This window comes from Streptomyces sp. NPDC053474, from assembly GCF_044544845.1.
Taxonomy (GTDB): Bacteria; Actinomycetota; Actinomycetes; order Streptomycetales; family Streptomycetaceae; genus Streptomyces.
Map to the genome: position 1 here is coordinate 425,037 of NZ_JBITXV010000009.1, position 15,509 is coordinate 440,545.

Below are 15,509 nucleotides of genomic sequence, written 5' to 3' on the forward strand. Positions count from 1 at the left end.
CCGTCACCGCGGCACAGAGCGAAGGAGACACCCATGGACGACACCAACCCGTTTGCCGACTGGCTGCTGCACCGGGCCCGGCTGGCCGGCTACGACGCCGACGCCCGCGACACCCACGACACCCACGACACGGTCAGCATCCTCGCGGCCCTCGCGCTCGACGAGGGCCTCAACCCCGAGCAGACCATTGCGCTGGCCCGCTCCCTCGACGTGACGCCTCAGGAGGTGACCGCGGCCTACCTCGGCCAGAAGCGGCGACCCACCATTTCCCGACTCCTGGACTACCCCTGCCTCGCCGCGCTCGATGTCCAGCTCGACGTGATCGCCCGCACCGGCTGAACCGGGCCTGCCGGCGGCGGGCCCAAGCCCTGCGACGGCAGGACCCGGCCCGCGCGAAGGTCCCGCGGCCAGGACCTCGGGCCTATCGGCCTCACTGAGTGTTTGGTCCTGTGGTGGGTGTCTGGCTCTAGGGAGTCAGGTTCCGCGCCAGTTTTGGGTGGTTTTGCCGGTGAGGCGGCGGTTCATGAGGTCGATCATTGCGAGGTGGATGAGGGCTTCGCTGCGGTGGGGGGTGGGTTTCGTAGTCACGGGCGAGGCGGCGGTGGTGCATGAGCCAGCCGATGCTGCGTTCGATGGTCCAGCGCCGGGGAATGATCACGAAGCCGCGGCGCCCCGGTGGGCGGGCGACGGGTTGGACGTCGATGCCCGGGCGGGCGCCGTGGTCGATGGCGGTGGTGCGGTAGCCCGCGTCCACCCAGGCCTTGGTCACCCGCGGGTGGGCCGTGGCGATCCGCGACAGGAGGGTCACACCGGCCGCGGTGTCGGAGACGTCGGCGGCGGTGACCAGGACGGTCAGCAACAGGCCCAGGGTGTCGCAGCCGAGGTGGCGTTTGCGGCCGATGATGCGTTTCCCGGCGTCGGTGCCCTGGCCGGAGCGGGGGACGTTGGCGGAGGTTTTGATGGTCTGGGAATCCAACATGCAGGCGGAGGGCTCGCCGCTTCGGCCCTCGGCCTCGCGGACCAGGCGCCGTAGCAGGCCGGTGAGCTGGGTGAAGACGCCGTCGCGTTGCCACTGGGCGAAGTAGCCGTGGACGGTCTGGTGGGGCGGGAAGTCGTGGGGCAGGCAGCGCCAGGGGACGCCGGTGCGGTCGACGTAGAGGATGGCGTCCATGAGGCGCCGCAGGTCGTGCGCGGGCGGGCGGCCGAAGCTCAGGGCGTTTTGACGGTGCCGGTCTGCCAGGCGGTGAGCACGGGTTCGATCAGTTCCCAGCGGTCGTCGGACAGGTCGCGGGATACCCCTCGCCGAGCTCCCCACGGTGTACGCGATCTACCAGCGAGCCGTCCTCAACCTGCTCCAGACGGGCTGACGTCCCAGACGCGTCCCAGATTCCTCCCAGATCCACTCCCAGCAAGTCCCCAACTCCATCTCTGGGAACCGGACTTGCCGCGCGGTGACATGGAAGCAGCACCACCGCCCCATCCACCGACGACAAGGGAGGCCCGGCCATGGCCGAGCAGACCACCAACGCCGCGAAGACCGCCCCCGCAGACACGCACACCGCCCTCGCGCCGCCGCCCACCGGCAGCTTCGCCCCGCAGATCAGCACCCACCCGGTCACCGCGCTCACCCTGGGCAGCCAGAAGGAGAACGACGCCGACAAGGAGTGGTACTTCGAGTGACCCGCCCCGTACGGCGGTCTTCACCGCGGGGCCCGGCATGCCGGGCCCCGCGCTCATGACACGGCACCGGGAGGCGGGATGACAACGCAGTGGATGACCTGTTCGAGAAGCACGCCGAGGAGGGGAGCACCCATCGAGGGCCTGGACGGAGTACGGCACGGCGGGGACGGAAGAGTACGGCAGGTGGCCGACGCGCGTGCCCGCCTGGCCGTGCTGGGCGACTGCGGAGCCGCAGACCACGAGCTCGATGAGGCCCTGGCCGCCGTAGCGGCGGGCCGGTGGGCAGAGCTGACCGAGTGGCCGGGCTCGTACTGGGTGGTCGCCGAGAGCGCCGGACGCCGGTTCGTGTGCGGCGACCTGGCCGGGGTGCGCGCCGTCTACTACACCCTGCGCGCCGACGGTGTGGCGTGGGCGAGCGAGCCCATGCTCCTTGGCCGCCCGCTCGTGCCGGACCTGGCCTTGCTGGCCGCGGGCATCGTGGCCGGTGAGCATCACTGGCCGCACCGCTCCCCGTACGAGCACATCCATCTGGTGCCCGGCGGGTTGGGGCTGCTGCTCGTGTCGGGGGCGCCGCCGCAGTTCGTCGACGTCACCGCCCTCATGCCCGTCGGTGAACTGCGGGAAGGTGCCGCCCGGTTCGGGCACGTACTCACCGACGCTGTGCAGCACCGTGTCCGCGCCGCCCAGGGGGCGGTGGGGGCGGATCTGTCCGGAGGCCTGGACTCCTCCACCGTCGCGGTGCTGGCCGCCGAGGCGGGCGCGGTGCACGCGGTGACCTACACCGACGGCTACACCAGCGGCGAGGACGCCTCCTTCGCCGCCCGCGTCGCCGCGCACGCCGGCATCAGGCACACCCTCGCCCGAGGCGGCGAGCGGGAGCTGCCGTTCGCCTTCCCGCCGCACGCGGCGGGTGGGGGCGCACCGGTGTTCGCGCTGGCCAACTGGGCGATGGACGCGAAGTATCTGACACCGGTGCAGGGGCTGGCGCTGCATCTGACCGGGCACGGCGGGGATGTGGTCCTGGACGCCTCGGCAGCCTGCTGGGTCCGCCTGCTCCAGGACGGCCGCCGCCGTCAGGCCCACCGTCAGGCCGTGGCGTTCGCCCGGCTGCGCAACCGCGCGCCGGGCCCGTACTGGAAGGCGCTGAAGCAGGCCGCGGCCCTGGGACGGCGCGGCGCCCTGGAGTACACCGCCGACCAGCTGGAGCGCGGCCCGCTCGCGCCCGAGGCAGCGGACAGCGGCTGGGGATGGTGCCGCCTGGGGGCCGCGACCACCTGGCTGACCGACCAGGGACGCCACCAGGTGGCCACGCTGCTGCGGCAGGCCGCCCGCGACACGCAGCCCGAACACGCCGACGTCTTCGACCAGTGGGCCACCCTGCGCGCGATGGGCGCCTCGGCCCGCGGCTGGACCCCCTACGCCCACCAACTCGGCGTGAGACCGGTGTACCCGTACCTGGACAACCAGGTCGTCCGCGCCGCGTTCGCCGTCCCGGCGCTGACCCGGCGGGGTCTGGTGGTCTACAAGCCGCTGCTGCGGGCCGCACTGCCGCAACTGCCCGACTGGCTCCTTGCGCGCCGCTCGAAAGGCTCGTTCACCGCCCAGCGCATCGCCGGACTCGCTCGCCACCGCGACCGGCTCGACGCCCTGCTACAGGCCGGGCCGCTGACGGCATCCGGCCTCATCGACCCCGCGCCCGCGGCCGCCGCGCTTGCCCAGGCGGCACGCGGGCAGAGCGCCAAGGCGATCCCCGAGCTGCACCTGCTGCTGGTCACCTGCTGGTGGCTGACCGGCCAGCGCCCCGCACTGGAGGCGGCATGCTGACCCCCGCCCGGCACGTCCACCACGCCGCCGGTGAGCACGGCACGGTCGTGCTCGATGTCAGGCGCAGGCAGTGGCACATGCTCGATGAGGACGCCTCCCGCATCTGGCACGCCCTCGTGGTCCGCGGCGGCACGACCGGGCTCGCCGAGGAGATCGCCATCCCCACCGGCCAGGATGTGCAGACGGTCGACGGGCAGATCTCCGCGTTCGTCGGAGAGCTCCTGGCCGTCGGCGTGCTCGTCGACACCGACCAGCCGCGGCGAGTACGCCGAAGGCGGTGGTGGCGGTGACGGCCATGGTGCCCGCTGCCCGGCCCACCGCCCCCCGGCGCGACCGGCTGGTGGCCGCCGTCGCGCTCGCCTTCTCCCTGGCCGTGAGCAGACTGCCCCTGCGGTGGCAGATCGCGGCCATCCGGCTGCTGCGCGGTCTGCCGTACGCGCGCCTTAACCGCCTGGAAGCCCTCTATGCGGCAGTGCTGGCGGTGATCCCCTCCTGGTGGCCGGGCCGGATCGCGTGCATGGAGATCAGCCTCGCCACCGTCCTCGCGAGCGCGCTGACCGGCCGCCAGGCCCGCTGGGTGCTCGACGCCCGCTTCCTGCCGGACGCGGCCCATGCGTGGGCGGAAGTCCCCGAAGGCGCCATCGGACGCGACGTCGGCGACGCCGTCGACCGACCCTGGATATCGGTCCTGTCCGTGCCGTAGAGGGCCGCCCCGGATTGCCGTGGTCCGGGGCTGGCCCGAGCCTCCCCGCCTCGGATCACGGACTCACGCGAATGGGTGAAAATCGGATGGCGAAGCTGACGCCGTGTCCGGTCGACCAGGAGCGATACGGGACGTGCGGGCAATCCCGTTGCCCCTTTGCTGCGGCCGCCGTCCTCATGGGGGACGTGAGTTCTCCCGCATCCCCGCCCACCCCTGCGGGCCAGCCACCGATCATGCGCCTGGCCGCAGACCGGCACTTCGAGGCGAGCATCCACTTGTCCACCGGCGCGATAGCGCGCCGTCTTCCGCGCACTCTCGCCCAGGCCGCCCGGCTCGGCTGGCACACCGACCCCCACGCCGTCCTGGCCCTGCTCGCCTGCCAGATCGGCGCCGCCGCGCTCACCGCGACCGCGCTCGCGGCCACCACCCGCGTGCTGGCCGCCGTCTTCGCCGGGCACGACATCGCCGCCGGTCTGCGCGACAACCTGGCCGCCGTGGCGCTGCTCGCGCTCGCCGCATCCGGCCGCTACCTGCTGGACGCCGCCGCCCGCGCGGCCGCCGCCCAACTCGCGCCGAAGGCCGTGCGCGAGGCCGACCTCGAAGTCATCACCGCGGCCACCGCCGCGGACCTCGTCGCCTACGAAGACCCCGACTTCGAGAGCGCCCGCACCGCCGCCTCGGACGGCGCGGCCAAGACCGGCGACCTCATCCTCGACGCCCAGCTGCTGACCTCCGCCGCCGCCCAGCTGGCCGCCGCAGCGACGGTGATCACCGTCCTGCACCCGGTCATGCTGCCCCTGCTGGTCCTCTCCGTGATCCCGTGCGCCTGGGGCGTCGTACGGGGCGGGCGGATCGAGCACGCCGCCCACCACCGCAATCTCGCCGACTCCCGCCTGCGCAACGTCTTCCGCTCCTACACCACCGAGCGCAACACCGCCGACGAGGTCCGCGCGGGCACCATGGCCGCCTTCCTGATCCGCCAGTACCGCACCGTTTCCGCCCGCCTGGAGGCCGAGCAGCTCCGGGCGACGCGGCAGGCACTGGTGGTGCAGGCCATAGGAGACGCGCTCACCGCCGTCGGCACCGCCGCGACCTGGGGCGTGCTCGTGCTCCTGGTGGCCAGTGGCCGCATGGAGCTCGCCGCGGCGGGAACCGCCGCCCTGGCCGTACGGGCCTCCGGCGCCGCCCTGGCCACCACCGTGCGGGCCGGAGCCCGGCTGTTTCGCACCTCACTGTCGCTGGACGACTGGGCCCGCTTCCTGGCGGTCGCCCAGCCGTGGACAGCCCACCCCGGCACCGCCGCCATCGCCCCGGACGGACCGCAGACCATCACAGCCCAGGACATCTCGTTCACCTACCCCAGCGCCGAGCAGCCCGCGCTCGACGGCGTCACCCTCACCCTCAAGCGGGGCGAGGTCATCGCGCTGGTCGGTGAGAACGGCGCAGGCAAGAGCACCCTCGCCCGCGTCCTGACCGGCCTGTTCCTCCCCACCACGGGCACGGTGGCCTGGGACGGGGTGGACCTGGCCGACGCCGACCCAGCCGCGGTGCTGTCCAAGGTCGCGCTCGTCCCGCAGGACTACACCCGCTGGCCACTGGCCGCCCGCGAGAACATCACCCTCGGCCAGCCCCGCCCCGACGGCGACACCGCCGTGCACACGGCCGCCGAGGCCGCCGGCGCCGACACCGTCATCGCCGCACTCCCCAACGGCCTTGACACCTCCCTGGCCCGCTCCTGGTGGGGCGGCCACGACCTGTCCGGCGGGCAGTGGCAGCGCATCGCCGTCGCCCGCGCCTTCCACCGCGACGCCCCCGTACTCGTGATGGACGAGCCGACCGCCGCCCTCGACGCCCGCGCCGAGCACCGCATCTACACCCGGCTCAGGGCACTCGCCGCCGGACGGGCGACCGTGTTCGTCACCCATCGGCTGGCCAACACCCGCCTCGCCGACCGCATCATCGTCCTCAACCAGGGCCGCATCGCCGAGGCGGGAACGTACGACGAACTCATCAGCCAAGCCGGGGAGTTCTTCGAGATGGTCAAGCTGCAAGAGGACCGCCGCTAACCAGACGACGGCGCCCGCCGTACCCCTGGTTTCCCCTTCGCTCCCCGCTGTCGCAGCCGCGCACTACGGTGATCTGCGACCGGACCATGGGGAGGGCACGGGTGACCGTCACAGACCCCACGGCGCGGGGCGACCTGTTGTGGGGGTGGGGCATCCGCGGGCGTGGAGGTAGCCGTAGACCGGTCTGTTCAGCCCCTGCCCGAGGTACGGGCGGATCACCTCGCCGCAGGCGATGGAGGATCGGCAGCCCACGCACGACAGCTCCGGCTTCCCGGCATGCTCCCGCGCGGCCACGTGCTGCGCGGCCAGGGCCTGACCGCGCTCACAGGGGCCGAAGGGGCAGTACAGGCAGGTGACGGTGTGGTCATACCAGTCGAGATACGTGGCCAGGGCCCGGGCCTGGATGGTGTGGCAGGGCGTGCAGGCGCGCAGGCGCCCGTCGGGGCTGAGGCCGACACCCTCGCCGGACGGCAGCACGCGCGGGCACCACACGCACACGGCCCCTGAGCGCTGCTCCAGGCAGAGAGCGCTCAGGGCGGGCACCACGGCCAGGAGCAGGCCCCGGGTCACGTCAGGCACCAGTTCGCACCTCCCGGTACAAGCGTGGGCTCGTTCCGGTGGCCCTGTAGCCGGGCCAGTCCTCCTCCAGCCACGCGGCGGCCAGGGGCGCGCCCTCGACGCAGTTGGTGAGCAGGCCGGTGTGGATCAGTGGGCAGCTGTCGAGGTGCTTGCGGTAGGCGCCGCACAGATCGGGAACGCGTAGTCCTCACAGTCGGCGGCCGTCATGGGCCCACGGTGCGTAGGGGTTCGGCGGTGGTGAGCAGTGAGCTCTTTCCAACCTCGTGATGTCGACCGTGAGTTGGACGCTCCTGCGCAACGATGAAGCTCCTGGCAGACGGTCCTCGACCAAGATCACCCGTGTCTGCCAGGAGCTTCGCGTGCTTGTCTACCCATCGTCGATGGATCCGTCCGGCCGTACGCTGCGATACCTGGGCAGGCAACTCACCGTCCAGCACCGGGAGATCGGGACGCGGTGGCGGCGTCTGCCCGTCGGCCCCACGCCTCAAGCTGAGTTTGGAAAACGTTCCGTGAAGTGCAACTGCCCGGGGAAGAACTGACAGAGGAAGCCGCCCTGAAGCCTCCCAGCGAGCCCCTTGTTGACATTTCTGGATTCCACGTCGAACGCACGACCTTCCGTCGTCGAGCGGCACGCCATCACACCTGCGAGGGATGAGCGCACGTTGCCGGTAACGGTGCGCACATCCCTGTCACCAAAGCCCTCCCTCTAGCCACACAAGCCGTCGAGGAAACGGTCCGCGTTGCGGGAGGGATTGCCGCTTCGAAGAGTGGACGGAGATAGGTGGCCGATCCGTCATGGCGTGATTCGGCCGGTGCCAGCTAACAGCAGTTGAGGTGTACTGGTCCGGGTGACCAGTACATGCGCCAATACCCAATATGTCCAGCTGGTGCACACCCGGGTGGAAGTGGACTACTACCGCAACACGCACTTCGTGTACGATCACCCGGTTTCGCCGGTGGTGCCACTCCGAGAGACGCCCGAGGACAGCGGGTTTCGCCGCGCCGCTGTGCTCACCTGCGAAGAATGCGGCGAGGACTTCCGCGTCGGTTACGTCATCCGCTCCGAAGCGCTGCGGCGGTTCCGCAGTGACCATCACTGGTTGTCGTGGCTGGTGTGGGGAGGGGGCATGTGGACTGTCCTGGGAGTCATGACGAATGCACTGTTCGGAGATGTGGCTCGCGGCCAGCCGGGATCGATCATTGCGTTCCTGGTCGTGTTCGGGCTCTTCGGCATCCCTCCGGCAGCACTGATGCGTGCGACGATACGGGAAGTGAACCACGGCATCGTCAGGCTGGAGGACTCCAGGCCTCCGTCCAAGGAGCAGCTGCCCGAGGAGCCGCGGCCACCCAGGGAGCCGCCGTTCGAGAAGCTGCACGACTGGGTGCGTAAGCAAAAGTGACGCACCGCGGGCCGCCAGACCCTGCTTGCTCTGGCGCACCTGCGGTGCGGGGACACCTACGCCCAGCTAGCCGCCGGGTTCGGCATCGGGATTGCGACCGCCTTCCGCTACATACGCGAGGCCGTGGACGTGCTGTCCTTGCTCGCCCCGTCCCTGGCCGAGGCGATGGAGACGATCCGGGAGAAGGCGTTCGTCATCCTCGACGGCACGCTGCTGCCGATCGATCGCATCGCCGCCGACACCCCGTACTACTCCGGGAAACACAGACGCCACGGTATGAACGTCCAGGTCCTGACCGACCCATTCGGACGGCTGCTCTGGGCCTCACCCGCCCTGCCCGGCTCGACTCACGACCTGACCGCCGCCCGCGTACACGGGATCATCGAAGCCCTCACCGAAGCGGGCCTCAAATGCTGGGCGGACAAGGCGTACCAAGGCGCCGACGGACCCGTCCGGGTACCGTTTCGAGGCCGCCACCTCAAAAGATGGCAGCGCCGCCACAACACCACCCATGCCAAGATCCGCTGCGTTGGCGAACAGGCCATGGCCACCCTGAAGGGCTGGCGCCTTCTGCGTAAGCTCCGCTGCAGCACCAACCGCATCACCAATGCCGTGAAGGCTGTCCTCGTCCTTCCCTTCGCGTTGTCAGCGTGAGACTGGAGAACGCTCAGTGTGTGCAGGGCGGTGGTGTCGCACAGGTTGCCGGGGTGCTCGGGTGGCACGGTCCAGGTCATGAGGTGGGCGATGTGTCGTACGCGGGGGACGCCGAGGTAGGTGCCGGTGCTCAGGCGATCCTGCGGGCCGTCCCACTGGGCGCCGGGGGCCACGAGGAAGTAGTACGGGCCTTGGGGGCTGCGTAGGTCCCGGATGACCGGGCCGCGCAGCCAGTCCTTGAGGGCCGCGGCCACGGTGGCGGGTTCGTCGCTGGCGGCCGCGGCGTGTACCTGAGGGGCGGGTACGCGTACGGCGTCGAAGCACCGCCCGAGCGGGATCATCGCGACGTAGCCGTCCGTCCACTCCCACCCGGCCCTGCCCGTCAGAAGGTGAGCTTGAGCCAGCCAGTCATCGATCAGCCGGTTCTCCACCCGCACAGCAACCTGCGCTCGGGCACTGCTTCTCGACGCTGGCACGGGGGCCGCACTCTCACCCATATCGACTCCTTGGCAGTCGGCCACGCCCCGGGGCCGGTCACACGCCGCCGGGGTGCTTGCTGTGTCTGTCTTTCGACGCTAGGAGCGCCCCGGAACCGACTTCCAGGATTGTGCAGATCTGTGCAGACCTACGCCCGCACCCCTTCTACGTGTTGACCACGCCCTTGACCCGGAGCCTTTCCACCCTCGACCGTGATGCAAAGAACTGCACACGCTGCTGACGGAGGCTGACGTGCCGTTACTGTTCATCGGGATCGACCCCGACACCAAGACCGCCGACAGTCCCACCGTGTGGGTCGACCAGAAGAAGCGGGAACTTGTCATCCAAGGGTGGTAGCCCACCCCCGAACTCGCAGCTGAATGCGCCGCGTTCGAGACGCCCGGCCACGCCGTCGGCATCCCGGACGGCGAGGCGGTGATCCGAATCCCTGCGAGGATGACTCACATGATCAGGAAGGCGTGCGATGTCCTCGACGAGCGAACCGACGATCGCTGAGCTGATCGACAACTGCACGCGGACCGCAGTGCACCTGGAGATGCGAGACCAGTACGGCGTGACTGCCGAAGCCGACGACTTCCGTACCTGGTTGGAGACCGGCAAGCTCGACACCGACCCCACTTCGAAGGACTGGGCGCCCTGGGTCAACCTCGTCGCCCAGGCCGTCACCCGCGGCGTCGCTGTCCGACGAGCCCGCATCGTGTCCGAACCCGTATCCGACTACATCCGGTACGAGCACGCTTCCACCACCGTCAACACATACGCAGGTGAGGAAGTGCGCTGGCTGCCCCGCCGCCAGACCTCACCCCTTTGCCTGCCCGGCAACGACTTCTGGCTGTTCGACGACCGTACCGTCCGCTGGGGCTACTTCTCAGGCGACGGCGCGCTGGTCGGACACGAGATCTCAGAAGACCCCTCAGCCGCGAAGCTGTGCAAGGACGCTTTCGCAGCAGTGTGGGAGCGTGCCATACCGCACGACAAGTACCGGATCAACTGACCAGGAAGCACCGGCAGCCAGTCCATGCCCGTCTCACCCTCCTCATCGGCCCAGGCCGCGCGCGAAGCTGTGGCCCGGCAGCTCTGCACCCTCCGCAAGGAGGCCGGGATGACACTCGTACAACTGGCTGCCGCGTGTGACTGGCACCATTCCAAGACGTCCCGAATCGAGAACGCCCTCACGAGGCCCTCGGCGAAAGACATCCGCCGCTGGTGCGCCGCCACTGGCCGTAGTGATCAGGCACAGGACTTGATCGTCCAGTCCATCAACGCCGAGACGCTGTACCAGCAGTGGCGACACCAGGTGCGCTCCGGGCTACGCCACATCCAAGAGAGCCGAGTCCAGTTCTTCCGGAGCACCGAACTCTTCCGCGTGTACTCCTCCAGCCTCGTACCAGGGCTCCTCCAGACCGAGGGATATGCGACTGCCGTGCTCCGTATCGCTGCGGACTCCAACGACCTCTCAGCGGACGACAGCGCGGACGCCGCGCGCACGCATCGAGCGCTCCCACCTCATCCACGAGCCGGGACATCGCTTCGTGGCGGTGATCGAAGAGTCAGTCCTGCTCTACCGGATTGCTGGAGCAGAAGCCATGGCCGCCCAACTCGGTTACCTGCTCACCGCGGGTGCCCTGCCTGCTGTCTCCCTCGGCATCATCCCCATAGGCAGCGCGCGGACGCACTGGCCGGAGGAGACGTTCCACATCTACGACGACAAGCTGGTATCCATGGAACTCGCGTCAGCAGAGGTACGCGTCGCCCAACCTTCCGAGGTCAACCAGTACTTGAAGACATTTGAACGTCTGCGAAGCATGGCCGTCTACGGTGCAGAAGCCCGGGCCCTCATCCTCCGGGCGATCGAAGCATTGCACTGACCAGGCACCACGAAGGCCCCTCACCCGCAGGGGCGAGGGGCCTCAGCGGGCGGGAGGACTAACAGACCGGATCCGGTGCTGACTACACCGGCGAGAGCTGCGAACGTCGGCAGCGCCCGTGCTCCAGGGCATTCAGCCGTCGCTCGTGGTCATCTAGGGCCTTGTCCGTGATTTCCGGTGCGGGGCGAGCGGCGAGATGACCAGTAGCCAGCGTCCAGTTATAGCTAGTGACTGCTCTCAGCGCCTTGATATCTGGTGACCCAAGAATTAACGCGTTTCGCACTTTGGGTATGCTGCAATTCACGGCAGGGCGAGGATATTTGAGGTATTCTGGAGGCTGCGGTGTACGGACGTCGGGAAGGGGAATGAGGCGGGATGCCGGAGAGGAATGATGAGTTCGGTAAGTACGGTGCTCGTGGCATCAAGGGTCATGAGGCTGTTGCTCGTCAGCTTGACCGGCTTGCTGGTTTCATTGCTACACCCGTTACTGTGAGGCGTGGCCTGGTGGCGCGTTTGCACTACCTGACGCGTAGTGAGCGTTCTCGTGAGGCTGCGCGTGAGGCGGGGTTGACGGTCACTGACCGTACGGTGAAGGCGTGGCTGGAGGGTAAGCGGAGTCCGTCGAAGCGGAACTTGGAGAAGATCGAGGCTGCTTACCGGGCGGTGCGTCGCCGTAACGTGGCCCGTTATCTTCTGGCGCGTCTGAACCGTGATGGCCGGGGGACTAGGGTGGAGTTTCGTCCGTTGAACCAGTCGCAGGTGGAGCGGCCCCGTCAGCGGGTGGTGGAGTTCCGCACGCTGAATGTCCGTCACTGGGGCCGTATTGTTGAGGCGTGGGTCAGGGGGGATGGTGCGGCCCTTGATGAGGCATGGGGCGATGACGCTGTTGTGGATCTTGGATCGCAGTGGGGGCAGTTCGAGTATGTTTCGAATATTGGGTTTGCGGCCTAGCGTCACGGAATGTTGGGTGGGTGCTGAATTCAGTGGGGGAGGGATTTTTGGGGCGTCAGAAATATTTTCTGACACTCAATCAGGTCGATAAGGGGAGGCCGAAAATGACGGCCCGTCAACCCTGTAGCCAGCCACAGGAATTCCTGAACCGAATCGCGGAGCGATTCGGTTGCCAGGTAACGGAGTTTGGGCTTCTTCGACGCCGGAGGCAACTCGCTGCGTCGAGGACGAAGTCCGACGGGCCCAGAAACACGACCTCGCGGATCGTGAAGTCCCACAGCCGCTCCAGCGAGCGGCGATAGCGGGACTCGTGCCGGAACGACTTCCCCCGCGAGGTCACCACCAGCGACGACGCCGGCAGCGTCCGGTCAGCGTACTGGTGGTACGTGTGGAAGCGCATCGTCGGCGGCAGACAGTGGTCGAACCCGCCGCCGTGCGCGTGCAGGCCCTCCGACAGGGCGCCCACACCTCCGCCGGCCCGCCTCATGGTCTCCAGGAAGCCGCGATAGCTGTCCGCGTCGCCGTGCAGCCGGGAGACGAACATCAGCAGCTGAGGAAAGGACTCGACGTAACCGGAGCGCAGCAGCGCTCTCACCGGGAGCAGCGTCGGATAGCGGAACTCCCGCGCCCCGAACTCCGCGGCCACCACGTCCTTGAGACGTGCGTCGAGATGATCCATCAGCGTCAGGACGGGCCCACCCAGGGCGATCTGCCCCGCCCTGGCCTCCGTGGCGGCGCCTTGAGCCAGCAACTCGTCGAATACGTCCCGTACCGGCCCGGAGGCCTCCGCGCGCCAGACCACCGTCGGCTCGGTCCTGCGCTGACCGAGCACGTCACTCGCCACGACCAGGTCCAGCTTGCGTCCGAGCTCCGCCGGGTCGGTGGTGCACGCCGCCAGGGTCACGTCCACGGCGGTGATCTCGTCCCCCGAGTTGACCAGGGAGAAGCCGGTGATCGCTTCCGAGGCGAAGTAGATCCGCCGGGCGAGCTCATCGGCGAGGCCCGAGGGCACCGGCTTGGCCAACGCGATCCGGGTCATCGCACCTCACCTCCCGACAACGCACCGCGCACGCCCACGAGTTCGGCGAGGATGCCGCGCTGTACGGAGTTGATTCCCGTGTAGATGGGGCCGGCGAGGGCGTCGCGCAGCTCCCGTTCGATCCCGTCGTCGGCCAGATAGCCGCGCGCTCCGTGTATGTCGACGGCCCCCATGGCCGTCTGCACCAGGCTCTCGCTGAAGAAGACCTTCGCCATCGTGGCCTCCGGCAACGCCAGTCGGCCCTCCTGCTTCAGCCACCCCACCCGGTACAGCAGCATGCGCGCCAGCTCCAGCCGGATCTTCATGTCCGCGATCTGATGGGAGACCGCCTGGAAGGTCCCGATGCTGCGGCCGAACTGGAGCCTGGAGTTGGCCTGCCGCACCGAGGTCTCCAGCAGCCTCTCCATGGCCCCCACTTGGGCGGCGAACATGAAGGACCGCTCCCACTCGATGGCCGAGGTGAAGACCTGGTATCCGGCACCCTCACGGCCCAGCAGATGCGAGGCCGGCACAGGGGTGCCGTCGAACTCGACGACGCCCATGGGCGTGCTGCGCAGCCCCATCTTCGACCACTCGCCTGCCTTGACGACTCCGGGCATGTCGCTGGTGACCAGGAACGCCGACAGCTGGTCCTGCCCGCGGCCGCCGCCGTCCCCGGTCCGCGCGAGGGTGACGAAGACGTCGGCGACCGGGCCGTTGCTGACGAAGCACTTGCCGCCGTACAGCCGGTAGCCGTCCCCCTCGCGCCGGGCGACTGTGGTCATGCTGAGGATGTCCGAGCCGGACTCGGGCTCGGACAGCGCGTGGGCGCCGATGAGCGTGCCCGCGCTGAGCTGTGGCAGGAAGCGGCGCTTCTGCTCCTCGGTGCCGTGCAGCAGCAGATGGATCACGCACGCCCAGAGGTGGTTGTTGACGGCGAACACCAGCCCGTTGTCGCGGCATCCGTATCCGAGCGCCTCCAGGGCGACGATTGTGGTCAGCGGGTCCAGACCGCGCCCCCCCGTACTCCTCGGGCACCGGCCAGCTCAGCACCCCGAAGTCGGCGCACCGCCGCCAGTCCTCCCAGGGGAAGCCGGCGGAGCTGTCGTGGGCGGCCGCGTCGCGGCCGAGCTCCTCGCGGGCGAACTCCACGATCTCCTTGCGGAGCCGCTGCTGTGCCTCGGTCAGTTCGAAGTCCATACGGTCCCTCCTGCCGGGATCCGCCGGTCCGCCACGAACGCCGCGATCGCGTTCACCGACGAGAAGTTCGCGAAGTCGAGGTCCTTGCCGTCCACCCGCAGGCCGAAGGCCCGCTCCACCCACATCACCAACTGCACGGCGAAGAGGGAGCTCACATACCTGTCGGCGAACAGGTCCTCGTTGTCGTCCACGGGCACGCCGTGCACGTGCTCCGAGATGAAGTCGCGTACCAGACGCTTGTCGTCCTCGGTCCTGTCCTCGGTCATGGTGTGCCTCCGTCGGATTCGTAGGAATGGAAGCCCTGTCCCGTCTTCCTGCCGAGCAGCCCGGCGTCGACCAGCTGCCGCAGCAGCGGGCAGGGCCGGTATTTGGGGTCGTTGAACTCCTCGTGGAGGACCTCGAGGGAGAGCAGGACGGTGTCCAGGCCGATGAGGTTGGCGGTCTCCAGCGGGCCCATGGCGTGCCCGAAGCACTCCTTGAACAGCCGGTCGACGTCCCCGGCTGTGGAGACTCCCTCATGGATCAGGAACATGGCCTCGTTGACCGTGAGCATCGCCACCCGGTTCGTCACGAAGCCCGGGGAGTCGGCCACGACGACATGCCGCTGGCCCACCCCGTTCAGCAGCGCCCGCGTGCGCGCCAGGTCACGTCCGAGGTGTGGTGTCCGCGGATCACTTCGACTGTGGGCTTGAGCGGGGCCGGGTTCATGAAGTGCGTTCCGATCACGCGGTCCGGCCGGCCGGTGACCGAGGCGACCCGGGTGATGGGGATCGCGGAGGTGTTGACGCCAAAGGGCACCTCGGAACGGCACAGCGTGTCGAGTTCGCCGTAGAGCGGACGCTTGACCGCCCAGTCCTCGATGACCATCTCGAAGACGTAGTCCGCACCGCGCAGTTGTTTGAGGTCGGTGGTGAATCGGATGCGTCCGGTGACCTCCTGCGGCGGGACGGGCTTCGTCCCCGGGCGGATGAGCGGTGCGAGCCGCACGTTCGTGTCGATGCCGGCCCGCGCGGACTCGAGTGCGTGCTCCGCGATGTCCACCAGCACGACCTCGTGCCCGTGCTCGGC

The 15,509-nt window shown here is 69.1% G+C and carries 15 protein-coding genes and 5 pseudogenes; 12 read left to right on the plus strand and 8 right to left on the minus strand.

Annotation, left to right across the window (positions count from 1 at the left end; translation table 11 throughout):
- Positions 1 to 33: 33 nt before the first annotated feature.
- On the plus strand, positions 34 to 339 hold the full coding sequence (locus tag ACIG3E_RS23630) for a hypothetical protein (protein WP_399619706.1): 306 nt from the start codon (positions 34 to 36) through the stop codon (positions 337 to 339).
- 135 nt (positions 340 to 474) lie between these two features.
- On the opposite strand, the pseudogene ACIG3E_RS23635 reads toward ACIG3E_RS23630, so the two are convergent.
- A pseudogene (locus tag ACIG3E_RS23635) lies at positions 475 to 1,284 on the minus strand (IS5 family transposase).
- A gap of 222 nt (positions 1,285 to 1,506) precedes the next feature.
- Between ACIG3E_RS23635 and ACIG3E_RS23640 the strand changes: the two are divergent.
- The 5 genes from ACIG3E_RS23640 (at position 1,507) to ACIG3E_RS23660 (ending at position 6,273) form a co-directional block, all read left to right on the plus strand.
- Positions 1,507 to 1,680 carry a hypothetical protein gene (locus tag ACIG3E_RS23640; RefSeq protein ID WP_399619709.1) on the plus strand — a complete coding sequence of 58 codons (174 nt, stop codon included), beginning with the start codon at positions 1,507 to 1,509 and terminating at the stop codon, positions 1,678 to 1,680.
- A gap of 183 nt (positions 1,681 to 1,863) precedes the next feature.
- Entirely contained in the window at positions 1,864 to 3,504 is a 1,641-nt protein-coding gene (locus tag ACIG3E_RS23645) for an asparagine synthase-related protein (protein WP_399619712.1), read from the plus strand.
- A complete protein-coding gene (locus ACIG3E_RS23650; protein WP_399619714.1) occupies positions 3,498 to 3,794 on the plus strand; it encodes a PqqD family protein in 297 nt (98 codons plus the stop codon). The genes ACIG3E_RS23645 and ACIG3E_RS23650 overlap by 7 nt, the downstream gene beginning before the upstream one ends.
- Positions 3,782 to 4,207, plus strand: a complete 426-nt coding sequence (locus ACIG3E_RS23655) for a lasso peptide biosynthesis B2 protein (RefSeq protein WP_399619716.1) — start codon at positions 3,782 to 3,784, stop codon at positions 4,205 to 4,207. Before ACIG3E_RS23650 ends, ACIG3E_RS23655 begins: the two co-directional genes overlap by 13 nt.
- Before the next feature lie 233 nt (positions 4,208 to 4,440).
- Positions 4,441 to 6,273 (plus strand): ABC transporter ATP-binding protein, encoded by a 1,833-nt coding sequence (locus ACIG3E_RS23660; RefSeq protein ID WP_399619719.1) that lies wholly within the window; start codon positions 4,441 to 4,443, stop codon positions 6,271 to 6,273.
- Positions 6,274 to 6,381: 108 nt separating this feature from the next.
- Here ACIG3E_RS23660 and ACIG3E_RS23665 read toward each other — a convergent pair whose 3' ends face one another.
- The gene (locus tag ACIG3E_RS23665) at positions 6,382 to 6,852 is read right to left on the minus strand and encodes a hypothetical protein (RefSeq protein WP_399619721.1); all 471 of its coding nucleotides are present in this window, start codon (positions 6,850 to 6,852) and stop codon (positions 6,382 to 6,384) included.
- A gap of 848 nt (positions 6,853 to 7,700) precedes the next feature.
- Here ACIG3E_RS23665 and ACIG3E_RS23670 point away from each other — a divergent pair.
- The 6 genes and pseudogenes from ACIG3E_RS23670 to ACIG3E_RS23695 all read left to right on the plus strand — a co-directional run bounded on the left by ACIG3E_RS23670 (position 7,701) and on the right by ACIG3E_RS23695 (position 12,223).
- Positions 7,701 to 8,252 carry a hypothetical protein gene (locus ACIG3E_RS23670; protein WP_399619724.1) on the plus strand — a complete coding sequence of 184 codons (552 nt, stop codon included), beginning with the start codon at positions 7,701 to 7,703 and terminating at the stop codon, positions 8,250 to 8,252.
- Positions 8,253 to 8,258: 6 nt separating this feature from the next.
- A pseudogene (locus tag ACIG3E_RS23675) lies at positions 8,259 to 8,906 on the plus strand (transposase family protein); the annotation flags it as partial.
- Between the two features lie 729 nt (positions 8,907 to 9,635).
- Positions 9,636 to 9,899, plus strand: a pseudogene (locus ACIG3E_RS23680) (hypothetical protein).
- Positions 9,868 to 10,398: a DUF6879 family protein gene (locus tag ACIG3E_RS23685; protein WP_399619727.1), complete on the plus strand. Its 531-nt coding sequence runs from the start codon at positions 9,868 to 9,870 to the stop codon at positions 10,396 to 10,398. The pseudogene ACIG3E_RS23680 and the gene ACIG3E_RS23685 overlap by 32 nt, the downstream one beginning before the upstream one ends.
- 24 nt (positions 10,399 to 10,422) lie before the next feature.
- Positions 10,423 to 11,272 (plus strand): annotated as a pseudogene (locus ACIG3E_RS23690) (helix-turn-helix domain-containing protein).
- A 375-nt stretch (positions 11,273 to 11,647) separates the two neighbouring features.
- The gene (locus ACIG3E_RS23695) at positions 11,648 to 12,223 is read left to right on the plus strand and encodes a helix-turn-helix domain-containing protein (protein WP_399619730.1); all 576 of its coding nucleotides are present in this window, start codon (positions 11,648 to 11,650) and stop codon (positions 12,221 to 12,223) included.
- A 115-nt stretch (positions 12,224 to 12,338) separates the two neighbouring features.
- Here the strand turns inward: ACIG3E_RS23695 and ACIG3E_RS23700 are convergent, their stop codons facing one another.
- The 6 genes and pseudogenes from ACIG3E_RS23700 to ACIG3E_RS23725 form a co-directional block, all read right to left on the minus strand.
- Positions 12,339 to 13,262 (minus strand): hypothetical protein, encoded by a 924-nt coding sequence (locus ACIG3E_RS23700; protein WP_399619732.1) that lies wholly within the window; start codon positions 13,260 to 13,262, stop codon positions 12,339 to 12,341.
- Positions 13,259 to 14,251 (minus strand): acyl-CoA dehydrogenase family protein, encoded by a 993-nt coding sequence (locus tag ACIG3E_RS23705; RefSeq protein ID WP_399619869.1) that lies wholly within the window; start codon positions 14,249 to 14,251, stop codon positions 13,259 to 13,261. The genes ACIG3E_RS23700 and ACIG3E_RS23705 overlap by 4 nt, the downstream gene beginning before the upstream one ends.
- A gap of 7 nt (positions 14,252 to 14,258) precedes the next feature.
- Positions 14,259 to 14,441 (minus strand): annotated as a pseudogene (locus ACIG3E_RS23710) (acyl-CoA dehydrogenase family protein); the annotation flags it as partial.
- The gene (locus ACIG3E_RS23715) at positions 14,426 to 14,707 is read right to left on the minus strand and encodes an acyl carrier protein (RefSeq protein WP_399619735.1); all 282 of its coding nucleotides are present in this window, start codon (positions 14,705 to 14,707) and stop codon (positions 14,426 to 14,428) included. The pseudogene ACIG3E_RS23710 and the gene ACIG3E_RS23715, both read right to left, overlap by 16 nt.
- Positions 14,704 to 15,033, minus strand: coding sequence for a 3-hydroxyacyl-CoA dehydrogenase family protein (locus ACIG3E_RS23720; protein WP_399619738.1), 330 nt, complete (start codon positions 15,031 to 15,033; stop codon positions 14,704 to 14,706). Before ACIG3E_RS23720 ends, ACIG3E_RS23715 begins: the two co-directional genes overlap by 4 nt.
- A 26-nt stretch (positions 15,034 to 15,059) precedes the next feature.
- Positions 15,060 to 15,482, minus strand: coding sequence for a 3-hydroxyacyl-CoA dehydrogenase family protein (locus ACIG3E_RS23725; RefSeq protein ID WP_399619740.1), 423 nt, complete (start codon positions 15,480 to 15,482; stop codon positions 15,060 to 15,062).
- Positions 15,483 to 15,509 lie beyond the last annotated feature (27 nt).

Bases quoted from the DNA above. Each gene is read 5' to 3' on its own strand.
- ACIG3E_RS23630 (WP_399619706.1), top strand. From the start codon at position 34: ATGGACGACACCAACCCGTTTGCCGACTGGCTGCTGCACCGGGCCCGG.
- ACIG3E_RS23640 (WP_399619709.1), top strand. From the start codon at position 1,507: ATGGCCGAGCAGACCACCAACGCCGCGAAGACCGCCCCCGCAGACACG.
- ACIG3E_RS23650 (WP_399619714.1), top strand. From the start codon at position 3,498: ATGCTGACCCCCGCCCGGCACGTCCACCACGCCGCCGGTGAGCACGGC.
- ACIG3E_RS23660 (WP_399619719.1), top strand. From the start codon at position 4,441: ATGCGCCTGGCCGCAGACCGGCACTTCGAGGCGAGCATCCACTTGTCC.
- ACIG3E_RS23685 (WP_399619727.1), top strand. From the start codon at position 9,868: ATGTCCTCGACGAGCGAACCGACGATCGCTGAGCTGATCGACAACTGC.
- ACIG3E_RS23695 (WP_399619730.1), top strand. From the start codon at position 11,648: ATGCCGGAGAGGAATGATGAGTTCGGTAAGTACGGTGCTCGTGGCATC.
- ACIG3E_RS23700 (WP_399619732.1), bottom strand. From the start codon at position 13,262: ATGACCCGGATCGCGTTGGCCAAGCCGGTGCCCTCGGGCCTCGCCGAT.
- ACIG3E_RS23715 (WP_399619735.1), bottom strand. From the start codon at position 14,707: ATGACCGAGGACAGGACCGAGGACGACAAGCGTCTGGTACGCGACTTC.